This window comes from Leifsonia tongyongensis, assembly GCF_010686705.1.
In the GTDB taxonomy this organism is placed as follows: Bacteria; Actinomycetota; Actinomycetes; order Actinomycetales; family Microbacteriaceae; genus Diaminobutyricibacter; species Diaminobutyricibacter tongyongensis.
In genome coordinates this window covers 65,395-80,696 of sequence record NZ_JAAGWY010000001.1, presented here as the reverse complement: position 1 = coordinate 80,696, position 15,302 = coordinate 65,395, and the positions used below count along the sequence as shown (strand labels likewise).

Genomic DNA, 15,302 nt, shown 5'->3' with positions numbered 1-15,302 from the left:
TCCCGAGGTGGCGTAACGCAGGCTGAGGCCTGCCCGTAGGCTAGACGCGTGACTGTACGACTCTACGACACCCGGGCCCAGGCGCTCCGCGACTTCATGCCCATCACGGATGGCGCGGTCGGCATGTACGTGTGCGGTCCGACGGTGCAGTCCTCGCCGCACATCGGTCACCTGCGCTCCGCGCTCGTCTACGACATCCTGCGCCGTTGGCTGACGCACAGGGGCTACGAGGTGACGCTGGTGCGCAACGTGACCGACATCGACGACAAGATCCTCATCAATTCGTCGGCGGCGCAGGCCGAGGGCAGCTCCGAGCAGTGGTGGGCGCTCGCCTATCGCTTCGAGCTGGAGTTCACAGCGGGCTACACGGCGCTCGGGGTGATGCCTCCCACCTACGAGCCGCGCGCGACCGCGAGCATCCCGCAGATGCAGGACCTCATAACGCGCCTCATCGAGACAGGCCACGCCTATGTCGCCGACGACGGATCCGGTGACGTCTACTTCGACGTGAAGAGCTGGCCGGCTTATGGCGAGCTCACCCACCAGAGCATCGAGAACATGGAGGCCGCGACCGACGCCGATCCGCGCGCCAAGCGGGATGCCCGCGATTTCGCACTCTGGAAGGGCCGCAAAGAAGACGAGCCCGAGTCGGCCTCCTGGCCCAGCCCGTGGGGCGACGGGCGCCCGGGCTGGCACATCGAATGCTCCGCGATGTCGGAGCGCTACCTCGGCAGCCACTTCGACATCCACGGCGGCGGTCTCGACCTGCGGTTTCCGCACCACGAGAACGAGCTGGCGCAGTCGACCGCGGCCGGGCACGAATTCGCCAACTACTGGGTGCACAACGGTCTCGTGCACGTCAACGGTCAGAAGATGAGCAAGTCACTCGGCAACTCGGTGTACGCATCCGAGCTCCTCGCGCAGGCGCGGCCGCTCGTGATCCGGTACTACCTCGGGGCCGCTCACTACCGCTCGACGCTCGACTTCCACGACGGGTCGTTGACCGAGGCTGAGGCCGCCCTCGACCGGATCGCCGGATTCTTCGAGCGCGTCGACCGCCGGCTGGCCGCAACGCGCTTCGCGGGTTCGGGTGCTCAAGTCGTCCCGACCGCCTTCACCGAGGCGATGGACGACGACCTCGCCGTGCCGCAGGCCCTCGCCGTGCTGCACGATACCGTGCGTTCAGGAAACGCGGCACTGGATGCGGAAGACTTGGAGGCGGCGGCGATCGCACGCGGGCAAGCGCTTGCGATGACGAACGTGCTGGGCATCAACCCGCTCGCAACGGAATGGAACGCTGCGGATGACACGGGCGCACGCTCGGCATTGTCCGCCCTCGTCGAGCGACTGCTCGACGATCGCCAGGCCGCACGCGCGAATCGCGATTTCGCTGCGGCCGACCGGATCCGCGACGAACTCGTCGGCGCCGGGATCACCATCGAAGACACCCCGACGGGTGCGCATTGGAGTGTTGAACAGTGAAGAACAGCGGCGGAAAGCCACGCGCAGGGGCCGTGCGCAAAGCACGACGCGGCCCCCAGGTCGGCTCGGGCGGCCAGGGGCGCCAAGCGCTCGAAGGCAAAGGTCCCACCCCGAAGGCCGAGGACCGCCCCTATCACCCGGCGGGCAAGGCCAAGGCGGCGAAGGAGCGCTATGCGGCCGCCGGCGGCAGAGGCAAGCCTGGGCAGCAGACGCGAGGCGGACGCACCGAGACGGCTCCCCGCACGGCGACCCGGCGACCCAAAGCGGCTGATGAGAGCGAGGTCGTGACCGGCCGCAACTCGGTGCTCGAAGCTCTTCGCGCCAAGATCCCGACCTCGACGCTCTACGTCGCGTCCCGGATCGAGGTCGACGACCGGGTGAAAGAGATCCTGTCGATCGCAACGGGGCGGGGCATCCCGATCCTCGAGATCATGCGCCCCGAACTGGATCGCATCGCGGGCCGGGACTCCGTGCACCAAGGCGTGGCGCTCAAAGTCCCGCCGTACGAGTACGCCCACCCGATGGAGCTGCTCGACCTCACGATCAGCCGTGGCCAGAAACCGCTGTTCGTCGCGCTCGACGGCATCACCGATCCCCGCAACCTCGGTGCGATCATCCGTTCCACTGCGGCCTTCGGCGGGCAGGCGGTCATCGTGCCGCAGCGCCGGTCCGTCGGAATGACGGCGGCGGCATGGAAGACGTCGGCCGGCGCGGCCGCCCGCACTCCCGTGGCCATGGCGAGCAACCTCACGCAGACCCTCAAGGCGTTGAAAGACCGCGGTGTCTTCGTTCTCGGCCTCGACGGTGGCGGAGACGTGTCGCTACCCGGCCTGGAACTGGCCGATCGTCCGGTTGTCATCGTGGTCGGAAGCGAAGGCAAAGGGTTGTCGCGACTCGTCACCGAGACGTGCGACGCCATCGTCTCCATCCCGATCAGCGACGCGACCGAATCGCTCAACGCCGGCATCGCTGCCAGTGTCACCCTCTACGAGATCTCGAAACTCCGCGCGAAGAAGTAGACGGGTTCACACTTTCGCGCGCCAGTCGTCTTCGTCGTCGGTGATCGTGCCGATCGCTCCGGTCATGACAGGGATGCTCAGGGTCTCGGTGGGAGGACCGATCACCGTCGCTTCATCCCGACGGTGCCGCAGGACGTCTTTGATGTAGGAGCTCAGCGCTTCTGCAAGAGGGACGTCGCGGCCTTCATCCTGTGACATGAACCAGCGGTGCTCGAGCAACTGGTGGAACACCTCGGCCGGCTCCAGCTTGCCCTTCAGGTCTGCGGGAATCGCGCGGACGATCGGTTCGAACACGCGCATGAGCCACTCGTGCGCCATCGCCTCCTCATCGAGCCCTGCCTTGCCCAGAGTTGCGGAGTAGGAGTCGAGGTCGTTCAGAAGACGACGCGCCTGGTTCTCCTGCGCGTCGAGGCCGGTGAGCCGCAGCAGCCTGCGCTGGTGGTGGCCCGCATCCACGACCTTCGGCTGGATGCGCACCGTGGTGCCCTTCTCGTCCGTCTTGATCGCCAGCTCCTCGATGTCGAAGCCGAGCTCGTTCAGTCGATCGACGCGCCGGCTGATGCGCCACCGCTCCGACGAGGCGAACGACTCGCTGCTCGTGAGCTCCTTCCAGAGCGACCGGTAGGCGGCGACGATACCGTTCGACACCTTGATCGGATCGAGTTCCTCGTCGACGCGGCCGCCGGCCTCGAGATCCATCAGCTCGCCGGCGATGTTGATCCGCGCGATCTCCAGGTCGTTCTCACGCTGGCCGTTCGAAAGGCCGCCGTCGTAGAGCTGGCCGGTCTCCGCATCAACGAGGTACGCGGCGAACGCACCCGCATCGCGGCGGAAGAGTGTGTTCGAGAGCGAGACGTCGCCCCAGAAGAACCCGACGATGTGGAGGCGCACCAGCAGCACCGCGAGCGCGTCGACGAGACGCGTGGCCGTGTCCGGGCGCAGCGTCTGCGAGAACAGTGCGCGGTATGGCAGCGAGAACTTCAGGTGCCGGGTCACCAGCACAGCCTTCAACGGGTCGCCCTCGTCATCGGTGCGGTTGTTGATGACAGCGACCGGGTCGACACAGGGAATGTCGAGGCGCTGCAGGGTGCGGAGCATCTCGTATTCGCGTTTCGCCAGCTCTGCCGACGTCTCCTTGATCGCGATGACATAACCGGAGAGGTTCGCGAACCGCACGAGGTGGCGCGAGATGCCTTTCGGGAGCACCGCGATGTGCTCATTCGACCACTCGTCGAGCGGCAGGTTCCACGGAAGGTCGAGGAGTGCCGGATCCACGGTGGCCGCGGTGATGTTGAGTGAGCCGCTCATGCAAGAAACCTATCGAACGAGGCTGGGAAGCCCGGAAATGCGCAGTGCCGCGACCCCTGAAGGAGCCGCGGCACTGCGCGTGAAACGGATGGAACGGATCAGTCGACGACTGCCCCGCCGAGGCGCTCGCCCGACTCCGCGTTGAAGGAGTGCACGTGGCCCGGCTTCGGCGTGATGTAGACGACATCGCCTGCGTTGGGGTGGACGCGACCGTCGACGCGACCGACGATGTCGGTGCGCTTGCCGTCGATCTCGGTGTGGCCGTACAGGTAGCCGTCCGCTCCGAGCTCCTCGACCAGGTCGACCGCGACCTTCAGACCCGAGTTCTCCGTGGTCGAAACCACGACGTCTTCGGGACGGACACCGATCGTGACCGCCGTGCCGGCACCCGCGAGGGTGTCGCGCTCGATCGGGACGACCGCCGTGCCGAACTTCACGCCGCCCTCGACCACGTCAGCCGAGAACAGGTTCATGGCCGGGCTTCCGATGAAGCCGGCGACGAACACGTTGTTCGGCTGCGCGTACAGGTCGCGCGGGGTGCCGACCTGCTGGAGGACGCCGTCCTTGAGAACCGCGATGCGGTCACCCATGGTCAGAGCCTCCGTCTGGTCGTGCGTGACGTAGACGGTCGTGACACCGAGACGACGCGTCAGCGACGCGATCTGGGTGCGGGTCTGGACGCGGAGCTTGGCATCAAGGTTCGACAGCGGCTCGTCCATGAGGAACACCTGGGGGCTGCGCACGATCGCACGGCCCATGGCGACGCGCTGGCGCTGACCACCGGAGAGTGCCTTCGGCTTGCGGCCGAGGTAAGGCTCCAGGTCGAGCAGCTTCGCAGCTTCGAGGACACGCGCGGCGCGCTCATCCTTGTTGACACCGGCGATCTTCAGGGCGAAGCCCATGTTCTCGGCGACAGTCATGTGCGGGTAGAGAGCGTAGTTCTGGAAGACCATCGCGATGTCGCGATCCTTCGGCGGAACATCCGTCACATTGCGCTCACCGATGAAGATGTTGCCGTCGTTGACCTCTTCGAGGCCGGCGAGCATGCGCAGGGAAGTGGACTTTCCACAGCCGGAGGGACCGACGAGGACGAGGAACTCCCCATCGGCGATCTGGAGGTCGAGCTCATCGACCGCGGGGCGGGTGGAACCCGGATAGAGACGGGTTGCCTTGTCATACGTTACTGACGCCATGTTGAATTGCTCCTTCACCGGCAGGTACGTGCCGGACGATCCGTAGTGAATGGATATGGTGCTGCCCCATCTGGGTGACAGCGACCACGACCCATAGTATGTCATCGGCGACGCCGCTGTTCACCCCCGTTCCCACGAGGCGCACCGCTCAGGCTCAGGCTCCGTTTGGTCGTTTCCCAGACTGCCGAACTACTATCTCCCTTGCGTTTGCATGAACTGTGCTCCGCATTTCATACCCCCGGAGTGAAAATCAATGACCCACGGTGGACCGATCGACAGCCGTCCCTCGAGGAATGACCGACGCGAGGCGGCCAGGGAGAAGGCCCGCCAGCTGCGTGTCGAGCAGAAGAAGCGCGACCGGCGCAACAAGGTCTTCCTCCAGAGCGGCATCATCGTCGGGGTCCTTGCGATTGCGGCCGTGGTCGTCCTGATCATCGTCAGCGCCATCCGCCCACCCGTTCCGGGGCCTGCGAACATGGCCAGCGACGGCGTCGTGATCGGAACGGGTCTGAAGGTCGTGCCGACCGAATCGCTCGCCGCCGACGCGTCCCCGATCGCCACCACACCCGATCCGTCGGGCAGTGTGGTGAGCATCCGCATGTACATCGACTATCTCTGCCCGTTCTGCGGCCAGTTCGAGAAGACCAACGGCGACCAGCTCGGCGAGTGGGCGAAATCCGGTGCTGCGACCGTTGAAGTGCATCCGATCGCTATCCTCACCAGCCATTCCGCGGGAACCAAGTACTCTCTGCGCGCCGCCAACGCGGCAGCCTGCGTGGCGAACTACTCGGGCGACCAGTTCTGGGCGTTCCACCGGCTGCTGTTCGACAATCAGCCCCAGGAGGGCGGCCCAGGCCTGACGGATGCGCAGATCAAGGGCTACGTGAGTGCCGCCGGCGCCAAGAACGTCGACAAGATCAACAGCTGCATCGACGACGGCACCTACAAGACGTGGGTGGCGAACGCGACAGACCGTACGCTTGCCGGGCCCATCCCGAACTCGAACGTCAGCAAGCTCACCGGCACGCCGCTCGTGATCGTCAACGGCAAGCAGTACACCGGGTCGCTGACCAGCGCCGACGACTTCAAGGCCTTCGTGCTCCAGGCGCAGGGCGAAGCGTATTCGACCGCGACGCCGAGCCCGTCACCGTCCAAGTGACGTCGCGGGGCGGTCGATCCCTCTAGTATTGACAGTCGAGACGGGGATCCCCGACTCACGCCGGCCTGGCGCAATTGGTAGCGCACCGCTCTTGTAAAGCGGGGGTTACGGGTTCGAGTCCCGTGGCCGGCTCTTGTGAGAGCCAACCCCGGGGCTCGAAGCTGCCTTGTTGACAACGCGATGCGTTGCCGGGTTCGAGTCCCGTGGCCGGCTCTTGTGAGAGCCAACCCCGGGGCTCGAAGCTGCCTTGTTGACAACGCGATGCGTTGTCGGGTTCGAGTCCCGTGGCCGGCTCTGTGCTTGTCTTGCGCGCCGCCGCTCCTGCGGCGCGCGGCCGGATTCGCCGTACACGCCGCCGAATCCGCCCCTTGAGAGCCAACCCCGGGGCTCGAAGCTGCCTTGTTGACAACGCGATGCGTTGTCGGGTTCGAGTCCCGTGGCCGGCTCTGGTGATCCGCGGTCTTCTGCATTCTGACGGTCCCGGATCAATCTCTAAGGCGCCCTCCACCGAGCGATCGAATCTCGCGGGCTCGTCGCATGCTCTTCGCCGAGCCCGCGCCGCTGGAAACTGCGCGGTCGAGGTTTGGCAAGTTTTGGCACTTTGGCACGTTTTGGCAGTTGCATTCGTTGAGATGGGCGGCTTATCTTCATGCCAAGACGTTTTGCCAAAACGTTTCTGCAGTCACTAAGCTAATCCGCGTGGCTTACCCCACGCCCTGAAAATGAAATCGGAGTGATGATGCTTCGCACACAATCGACGAACCCCCGTCGCGTGCGCATCCCGCACAAGCGCTTGGTCGCGATCGCAGCAGCGGCGACGGCCGCGCTCGTAGCGCTGAGTGGATGCACCAGCGCCACCTCAAACAACTCGACCCCAGTCAAGGCCATTACCGTTCTCGTCGAGGCAGGTGGGCATGCCGAGCTACAGCCCATCGCCGACCTTTATACGAAGGACACGGGGGTGAAAGTCACCTTCGTGGAGTTGCCCTACAACGGCCTCTACAACCGCGTGAACAGCGAATTGTCGACCGGAAGTATTTCCTTCGATGTTGCCGCTCTCGACGCCATCTGGCTGCCTGCCTTTGCCGCGGGCCTTCAGCCTCTGAACAGCCTGTACACGTCCGCGGTGAAATCGGACAACTTCCCGTCGGTGCTTCAGGAGGCGAAGGTCGGCAACAACTATGTCGGAATGCCCGCGTTCGCCAACTCGGAGATCCTGTACTACCGCACCGACCTCTTCAAGGACCCGGCTAACCAGGCGGCATTCAAGGCGAAGTACGGCTACGACCTCAAGCCGCCGACGAGCTGGCAGCAGTACAGCGACGTTGCCGCCTTCTTCACAAAGAGCGGAATGTACGGAGCCCCACTGCCCGGCGCTGTGGAGACGCAGTACCTTGCCGCTCTGTCGCAAGCAGGCGAGAAGAACATGGTCCTGAACTCCAAAGGGACGAAGTCGACCCTCGGAGACGCTGAGAGTCTTAAAGCTCTGGACTACTACACGAGCCTGGCCAAATACGGTCCTTCGGGGGCAGCAGCCGTCGACTGGAACGCGGCGCAGAACCTCTACAACCAGGGTAAGTCCGCAATGATGCTCTTCTGGGCGCACGCCTTCCGACAGATTCCTACAAGCTCGCCGGTCTATGGCAAGACCGGTGTCGCGCCGATGATCGCGGGACCAGCGGGAATCGCCGGTGTGCCCGGTCCGTTCTATCTGAGCATTCCGAAGGAAGCCCCCCACCAGTCGGCATCGACGGCTTTCGTCAAGTTCGCTTACGACCACAACGCGCTGAGCGCCAATACGTCCCTTGGACTCGTGGCCCGTATCTCGGCGCTGAAGCAGTACGCGAACAAGCCAGGCTACGAGGCATACACCCCGATGGTCACCACGCTCTCCGCACCGGCGACGATCACTCGTCCCGCGAACTCGAACTGGCAGAACATCGTCAACAATGTTCTTGTGCCGATGATTCAGAAGTCGCTGCAACCCGGCGCGGACAATGCCAAACTGCTCAAGTCGGCGGCTGATCAAATCGACCAGATTGTCCAGCAGTAGCATGACCACCACAACACGTGAGCGGCCGGTCACCACACCGGCCGCTCGCGGCCCCCGAACCGTCACGAGGCGAGACCGGCGACGCTTCCGGCTGACGGACAGTCGCTTCGCGCTTTTTCTCATGCTGCCGGCCGCAGCCTTCCTCGCGGCTTTTGTCGCGTGGCCTCTGGTCCAGTTCGTCTACAACAGCTTCTTCAAATACAACCCGATCGCCGGAAGTCCGCACACGTTCGTGGGCCTCAGGAACTATGTTCAAGCGCTCACCTCCGCCGACTTCGGCAACTCGGCTCTGCGCACCATCGCGTACACGCTCATCGTGGTGACGCTCGAATTCGTACTCGGACTGACTGTCGCCCTTCTCCTCTCCGGGCTGGGGAATCGGTCACGGGTCTTCCGCACGATCTTCCTGTATCCGCTCATGATTGCTCCGATCGTTGCGGGCCTGCTGTGGCGATTCCTCCTCATCGACAACTCCGGCATCGTCAACCAACTGCTCTACGAGGCGCACATCATCTCCTCGCCGAACCAGATCCAATGGCTCAGCGATCCGAACATCGCACTGTTCTCCGTGGCGCTGCCCGATGTCTGGCTGACGACGTCGTTCATCACGCTCGTCCTGTTCGCCGGCCTGCAGAATGTGCCGGGCGACATCATCGAAGCTGCACGACTCGACGGCGCACGCTATCCCACCCTGCTGGGCAGGATCATTCTTCCGCAGCTGCGCCCGGTGATCGCCGTCGCACTCATCGTGCGCGGCGTCGATGCCGCGCGAGCCTTCGACGTGATCGTCGTCCAGACCAATGGCGGCCCGCAGAATTCGACCAATGTCCTGTCGCTGCTCGTGTACAACACCCAGATCGCGAACGGAAACCCGGGACTGGCCAGTGCGATGGGGACCATCTACCTGATCGCAATGATGGTGATCGCCATCGTCGCCGTCGTTACGATCTGGCGTCCAGGGAGTGAAAGCTGATGAACGGACTCGAGACCCGACGCGCCGGGACGCGCAGCATCCTGTGGATCTGTCTGACCGTTCTGGTCATTCTGTACGCGTTCCCCTTCGTCTACATGCTCTTCACGTCGTTCAAGACGCCCATCGAAACGAACGCCATCCCCCCGCAGATCCTGCCTTCGATCTGGACGATCCAGAACTACATCACCGTTCTGAGCACCCAAGGTGTGCCGCAGTCGTTCGTCAACAGCCTCCAGACGGCGGCGATGAGCACCATCCTGTCGCTGGTCCTGGCGGTGCCGGCCGCGTATGCGGTGACCCGGTACCGGACCAGGCCCGGACGCATCTTCATCCTCCTCGCACTGGTCATGAGGATGGTGCCCGCCATCATCGTCGGTGCGCCGCTCATCACGATGTTCCACACCATCGGGCTGTCCGACACGTCTCTTGCACTCGCCATCGCCCAGACGACAGTCTCGCTTCCCCTCTCCATCTGGCTCATGGCGAGCTTCTTCGAGGCCGTCCCGGACGAACTCGACGAAGCGGCGCGCGTAGACGGATGCTCTCGCCTGGGCTCCCTGTGGCGGGTCGTCCTCCCCGTCGCTCGAGGCGGAGTGGCCGTGACCGCGATCTTCGCCTTTCTGGCGTCCTGGAACGACTTCATCTTCGCGCTACTGCTCACCTCTGTACGCGCGGTCACCACTCCGCTGCAGATCGCCAACTTCCAAAGCCAGTTCGGCCTCGACTGGGGAAACATGACCTCCCTTGCCGTTCTCTACTCTGTCCCGGTCATCATCCTGGCCATCGTCCTGCAGCGGCACATCGTCGCCGGTCTCACGCTCGGCGCGGTCAAGGGCTGACCCGATTGTGAAAGGAACGACGTGACGGTGAAATCTGTAGGGATCAGAGACGTGGCCGAAAGGGCCGGGGTCTCGGTGACCACTGTGTCGCACGTGCTCAATGACACGCCCCACACCAGGGTGGCCGAAGAGACCCGCGTGCGTGTGCGAGACGCGGCCAGGAGCCTCGGCTATGGGCCGAACCGAATGGCGCAAGCGTTGCGCACCAATCGTTCGGGGCTCATCGGCCTGCTGAGCGAGGAGATCGCGACGACTCCACACGCGGGACGGATTATTCTCGGCGCGCAGGACGCGGCGCGCGAGCACGACCTCACGCTGGTCATCATCAACACGGAGCGCGAGGCCGAAGGCAGCGCTCACAGGAATGATGTCCAAGCGCTGATCGACCGTCAAGTCGACGCGATCCTCTACGCGACGATGTATCACCGGCAAGTCTCTCTTCCGCCGAATATGCAGGGCCTGCCTGCTGTCCTGATCGACTCGACGGACCGGGCCGGAATCGTTCCGGCGGTCGTGCCCGACGAGGTGGGCGGAGCGATCGCCGCTGTCACCCACCTCGTCGAGGCCGGCCATACCAGAATCGGCTTCCTCAACAACGATGACGACGTACCTGCGACGCACCTCCGCTTCGCCGGTTACCGGCAGGTCCTTGGCGAGCACGGCATCCCCTTCGACGAAAGCCTCGTCGCGTCCTCCCCGTCAGAGACGCTTCCTGGCTACGCGCTGGCCCGCGAGATGCTGAGTCGGGATGACAGGCCGACGGCGCTGTTCTGCTACAACGACCGGATGGCGATGGGCGCCTACCGAGCGGCGGCTGAGCTGGGCCTCGAGATCCCTCGTGACCTGTCCATCGTCGGGTTTGACAACCAGGAACTCATCGCAGCGAACCTGTTCCCCGGCCTGACGACGGTCGCCCTTCCTCACTACGAGATGGGGGCCTGGGCGGTTGAAACGCTTGTGCACCTGATCCATGGAGAGGCCGAATTCCGGCTTCTCGCCGACAAACCCACCCTGCTTCACTGTCCTCTCGTCATCCGAGACTCAGTGGCCGAACCACGAGCAAACTGAAAGGTACACAGATGCTTCGCCTCGCCGCCTCCTGGGTGTGGGATTTCTGGATCGCCGATGATGGCGATGTCTACCACCTCTTCTTCCTCAAGGCATCCCGTGCTCTCCTCGATCCTGACCGACGGCACTGGCGTGCCACGATCGGTCACGCCACGTCGAAAGACCTGAAGACCTGGACGGAGCACGCTGACGCCGTTATACCCGATGACGCCCCGGCGTTCGACGACCTGGCGACGTGGACCGGCTCCGTGGTGCGCGACGACAGCGGACAGTGGCGCATGTTCTACACGGCGGTCAGCCGCTCCGAGGGAGGGCTGAGCCAGCGCATCAGCTCAGTGGTATCGGATGACCTCTTCACCTGGCGACGAGAACCCGCCCGGCAGGTCCTGGAACCGGACCCGCGCTGGTACGAAACGGCGGCAACCCGCGAGTGGCCCGACCAGGCCTGGCGCGATCCCTGGGTGTTCCGGGACGGTGACATCTGGCACATGCTCATAACGGCACGCGCGAATCAGGGAGATCCCGACAACCGAGGAGTCGTCGGACATGCGACATCGTCCGACCTGACGACATGGGCTGTGCAGCCCCCACTCTCAGAGCCCGGATCCGGCTTCGGTCACCTCGAAGTCGTTCAGACCCTCGTGGTCGACGGGAAGCCTGTCGGGCTGTTCTCCTGTCTTGCATCCGAGCTCTCCCGCGATCGGTACGCGGACGACCCGGTCGGCGGTATCTGGGCTTTCCCGACGGATTCGTTGGCTGGGCCGTTCCGGATCCCGGATGCGTATCGCATCACCGACGAGCGGCTCTACGTTGGCCGGCTTGTCCAGGACCGTGCCGGGCAGTGGCAGCTCCTGGCGTTTCAGAACAACGACGATCACGGGCGCTGGGTCGGCGAGATCACCGATCCGCAGCCTGTCGAGTGGCATGACGGTCGGCTTCGAATCCCAGCGAATGACCGTGCCGACGCACTGAACGATCCGGTCCCCTCGTGAGCCCGGGTGCACTCGTTGTTGGAGAGGCGCTCATCGACGAGGTTGTGGAGGGTGACCGAATCACTTGTCACACCGGCGGATCGCCCGCCAACGTCGCAGTCGGTCTTGCCCGGCTGAATGTCGTCACCCGTCTGCATACCGCGATCGGAAACGACGCCGACGGGGAATCGATCCACCGGCACCTGACTGCATCCGGCGTGACCATGACCCCGGAGTCCGTGACGAGCGGCCCTACCTCCAAGGCTGAGGCCACCCTCGCGCATGACGGATCCGCAACATATCGATTCGCTCTCAGTTGGGACCCGGCCCCCCTCGAGGATGTGGGGACGCCGGAGCTGATCCACACCGGCTCCCTCGGTGCATTCCTCGAACCCGGCTCAGAGGTCAGCAGAGACATCATCCGGCGTGGGAAGGACAGGGATGCACTCGTCACCTTCGATCCGAACATACGGCCGTCACTTGTCCCGGAATGGGCGACCACTCGTGCGTTGTTCGAGGCGCTGGCATTCTCCAGTCACCTCACAAAGCTCAGCGACGAGGACGCCGAGTTCCTCTTCCCGGGCAAATCCCCCTACGACGTCCTCGACATCCTCGTCGACGGCGGGACGAGCCTTGCCGTTGTCACGCGAGGTGACAAAGGCGCCTACCTCGCCAGCGGCCATCATCGAGTCAGCGTTCCACCTGTTCACACTCAGGTCGCAGATACCGTCGGCGCCGGTGACTCCTTCATGGCCGCGCTCATCTGGGCGCTCGCCTTCAACGGGGCAGGATGGGACGGAGGGCTGTTGGCCCCCGTTCGTCTCGAAGCGGTCGGCGCGACAGCTGCACGCGCCGCAGCAATCACGGTTTCCAGGCCCGGCGCCGACATGCCGTACCTCAGTGACCTTCCGGCCGACCCGCGATATGAAGGGGAGACCCGATGACCGGCAGCAACCGTTACGACGTGACGGCATGGCCCGTCGGTGACCCGGCTGAAGACGTCGGTGAGGTGATCAACAGCATCATCGCTGACATCAAGGGCCGGCAGGCTGTCACCGATGAGAACGAGGGCGGAAAGCCTGGCGCGGTGATCTACATTCCGCCCGGGGATTTCCGCCTTCGTACGCAGGTTGTGATCGACATCAGCTTCCTCAGGATCGAGGGCTCGGGGCATGGCTTCACGTCATCGAGCATCCGGTTCAACGTTCCCGAAGATGAATGGCCCGACCTGCACGAGCTGTGGCCCGGAGGCAGTCGCATCCTTGTAGACATTCCTCTCAGCGAAGAAGACGAGGAGTCCAAGGGCGCCGCCTTCTACATCGAGCGAAGCGGGAGCCCGCGGATCAGCTCGGTCGAGTTCTCAAACTTCTGCATCGACGGGCTACATTTCAACCCGGATGGTTCGGAGATGCATCCAGCGAACACCTACGTCAACTGCAAGACGGGCATCTATGTCGCGAACGCCAACGACTCGTTCCGGATCACCGGGATGGGGTTCGTCTACCTCGAGCACGCTCTCACGATCTACCACGCGGACGCGCTTTCCGTTCACGACAACTTCGTCGCCGAATGCGGAAGCTGTATCGAGCTCCGCGGGTGGGGCCAGGCATCAAAGATCACGGACAACCTGATCGGTGCAGGCTTCAAAGGTCATTCGATCTACGCCGAGAACCATGGCGGGCTGTTGATCACCGCGAACAACATCTTCCCCAGGGGCGCGAGCAGTGTGTACCTCAAAGGTGTCACGCGTTCAAGCGTCACCAATAACCGCCTGCATTCGTTCTACCCGGGGATGGTCGTTCTCGAAGCCAACAGTTCGGAGAACCTCGTGGCCTCGAATCATTTCTTGCGCGACCATGAACCCTGGACGCCTTTCCTGGGGGTCGACAACGGGTTGGACGACCTTTACGGACTTCTCTGTGTCAGCGGTAGCCAGAACTCTGTTATCGGTAACCACTTCTCCGAGGTCATCGACTCGCAGAGCATCCGTCCAACTGGTGCGACGCCGGTGATCATCCGGCTGACGGCGGGGAGTGGCAACTACGTCGCGAGTAACCACGTGGTGGCGATGGATGTTCGCGCAAAGTCAGGTGACTCCGCCTTTTCCGCTCAGGTGGATGCACTGCTTACGACCGAGGCTGGGGACGGTCTCGCAGTTACTGCTGTGATGGTCAACACCGAATCAGTTCGGAACACGATCCTTGATTCCGGAAGCGACGCTCAAGTTGTTCTAGATAAGGCCGATAACGCGTTCAGGGCCACGCCCGCGATCGGTTCCAAGTCGGCATAGCTCTGTACTTGTGTGGCGCGCCGCCGCTCCTGCGGCGCGATCTTCCGCGGCTTAGGACGCTCCGCGATCGGGATGACCACGCTGAGTACGAGCGCGGCTCCGAGAGTCTCAGAGGAGTGCTTGACGCGAGGGATCCATCGGTCCCATGATCAGTAATATGACGATTGGCCTAGCAGCGCTAACGATCGTCATATTCACTCAACCTGATTCGTAAGGAGGTCTAGGACATGTCTGCTGAGCGCACGATCGTGCTCGTGCATGGTGCTTTTGCTGATGCGTCCGGGTTCGCCGGCGTCATCGGTGAACTCGAGTCAGCGGGTTACGCGGTGGTAGCACCGCCTAACCCGCTGCGGAGCCTGTCGACCGATGCCGCAGCGATCGCCGACGTCGTCCGCGCCATCGATGGGCCCGTTGTCCTGGTCGGGCACTCGTATGGCGGAGCCGTCGTCACCCAGGCCTCGGCGAGCCTGAGCAACGTCGACGCCCTGGTCTATCTCGCGGCGTTCGGGATCGATGTCGGCGAAAGCTGCGCGAGCGTGCAGGGCCCGTTCCCCGCCCCGCTGCTGGCAACCGAGAGCACACCCACGCCCTACGACGCGCCCGGAGCCCCAGGCGGCCCCGACCTCTACGTCAACAAGGACCGCTTCCGCGATGTCTTCTGCGGAGACTCCTCTCCCGAGGCGGCGGCCGTGATGTGTGCGACGCAGCGGCCGCTGTCTGCGGCGGCCCTGACAGAGAACGCGACAGCAGCGGGGTGGCACAGCATCCCGAGCTGGTTCCTCGTGTCCGATCACGACAACGCGATCGCACCAGAGGCCGAGCAGTTCATGGCCGAACGGATGGGTGCGACCATCGAGCACGTCGACGGATCACACACCGCGTTCATCCCCCGCTACGACCGCGCTGCCGCGATCATCCGCACCGCGGCGGAGTCCTGACGGGACACG

At 64.1% G+C, this 15,302-nt stretch carries 13 protein-coding genes and 1 tRNA gene; 12 read left to right on the top strand and 2 right to left on the bottom strand.

Annotated elements, in window-relative coordinates:
- Positions 1–48 precede the first annotated feature (48 nt).
- Together cysS and rlmB are read left to right on the top strand one after the other, a co-directional pair.
- Positions 49–1,482, top strand: a complete 1,434-nt coding sequence (gene cysS, locus G3T36_RS00415; protein ID WP_163287469.1) for a cysteine--tRNA ligase — start codon at positions 49–51, stop codon at positions 1,480–1,482.
- Entirely contained in the window at positions 1,479–2,501 is a 1,023-nt protein-coding gene (rlmB, locus tag G3T36_RS00410; protein WP_163287468.1) for a 23S rRNA (guanosine(2251)-2'-O)-methyltransferase RlmB, read from the top strand. The genes cysS and rlmB overlap by 4 nt, the downstream gene beginning before the upstream one ends.
- Positions 2,502–2,507: 6 nt before the next feature.
- Here rlmB and G3T36_RS00405 read toward each other — a convergent pair whose 3' ends face one another.
- Positions 2,508–3,809 carry a DUF4032 domain-containing protein gene (locus G3T36_RS00405; protein ID WP_163287467.1) on the bottom strand — a complete coding sequence of 434 codons (1,302 nt, stop codon included), beginning with the start codon at positions 3,807–3,809 and terminating at the stop codon, positions 2,508–2,510.
- 98 nt (positions 3,810–3,907) lie between these two features.
- The gene (locus tag G3T36_RS00400) at positions 3,908–5,002 is read right to left on the bottom strand and encodes an ABC transporter ATP-binding protein (protein ID WP_163287466.1); all 1,095 of its coding nucleotides are present in this window, start codon (positions 5,000–5,002) and stop codon (positions 3,908–3,910) included.
- Positions 5,003–5,255: 253 nt separating this feature from the next.
- Here G3T36_RS00400 and G3T36_RS00395 point away from each other — a divergent pair, with 253 nt between their 5' ends.
- The 10 genes from G3T36_RS00395 to G3T36_RS00350 all read left to right on the top strand — a co-directional run bounded on the left by G3T36_RS00395 (position 5,256) and on the right by G3T36_RS00350 (position 15,293).
- Positions 5,256–6,161 (top strand): DsbA family protein, encoded by a 906-nt coding sequence (locus G3T36_RS00395; RefSeq protein ID WP_163287465.1) that lies wholly within the window; start codon positions 5,256–5,258, stop codon positions 6,159–6,161.
- Between the two features lie 59 nt (positions 6,162–6,220).
- Positions 6,221–6,293, top strand: a tRNA-Thr gene (locus tag G3T36_RS00390).
- A gap of 604 nt (positions 6,294–6,897) precedes the next feature.
- The gene (locus tag G3T36_RS00385) at positions 6,898–8,214 is read left to right on the top strand and encodes an ABC transporter substrate-binding protein (RefSeq protein WP_240148210.1); all 1,317 of its coding nucleotides are present in this window, start codon (positions 6,898–6,900) and stop codon (positions 8,212–8,214) included.
- Between the two features lie 121 nt (positions 8,215–8,335).
- Complete coding sequence (locus G3T36_RS00380) at positions 8,336–9,187, top strand: carbohydrate ABC transporter permease (RefSeq protein ID WP_338031503.1); 852 nt, start codon at positions 8,336–8,338, stop codon at positions 9,185–9,187.
- Entirely contained in the window at positions 9,187–10,026 is an 840-nt protein-coding gene (locus tag G3T36_RS00375) for a carbohydrate ABC transporter permease (RefSeq protein ID WP_163287462.1), read from the top strand. The genes G3T36_RS00380 and G3T36_RS00375 overlap by 1 nt, the downstream gene beginning before the upstream one ends.
- A gap of 21 nt (positions 10,027–10,047) precedes the next feature.
- Entirely contained in the window at positions 10,048–11,094 is a 1,047-nt protein-coding gene (locus G3T36_RS00370) for a LacI family DNA-binding transcriptional regulator (RefSeq protein ID WP_338031401.1), read from the top strand.
- A gap of 11 nt (positions 11,095–11,105) precedes the next feature.
- Complete coding sequence (locus G3T36_RS00365) at positions 11,106–12,086, top strand: glycoside hydrolase family protein (protein WP_163287461.1); 981 nt, start codon at positions 11,106–11,108, stop codon at positions 12,084–12,086.
- Positions 12,083–13,009: a PfkB family carbohydrate kinase gene (locus G3T36_RS00360; RefSeq protein WP_163287460.1), complete on the top strand. Its 927-nt coding sequence runs from the start codon at positions 12,083–12,085 to the stop codon at positions 13,007–13,009. Before G3T36_RS00365 ends, G3T36_RS00360 begins: the two co-directional genes overlap by 4 nt.
- Entirely contained in the window at positions 13,006–14,355 is a 1,350-nt protein-coding gene (locus G3T36_RS00355) for a NosD domain-containing protein (protein WP_163287459.1), read from the top strand. The genes G3T36_RS00360 and G3T36_RS00355 overlap by 4 nt, the downstream gene beginning before the upstream one ends.
- Positions 14,356–14,582: 227 nt before the next feature.
- Positions 14,583–15,293, top strand: a complete 711-nt coding sequence (locus tag G3T36_RS00350) for an alpha/beta hydrolase (protein WP_163287458.1) — start codon at positions 14,583–14,585, stop codon at positions 15,291–15,293.
- The last annotated feature ends 9 nt before the right edge of the window (positions 15,294–15,302 follow it).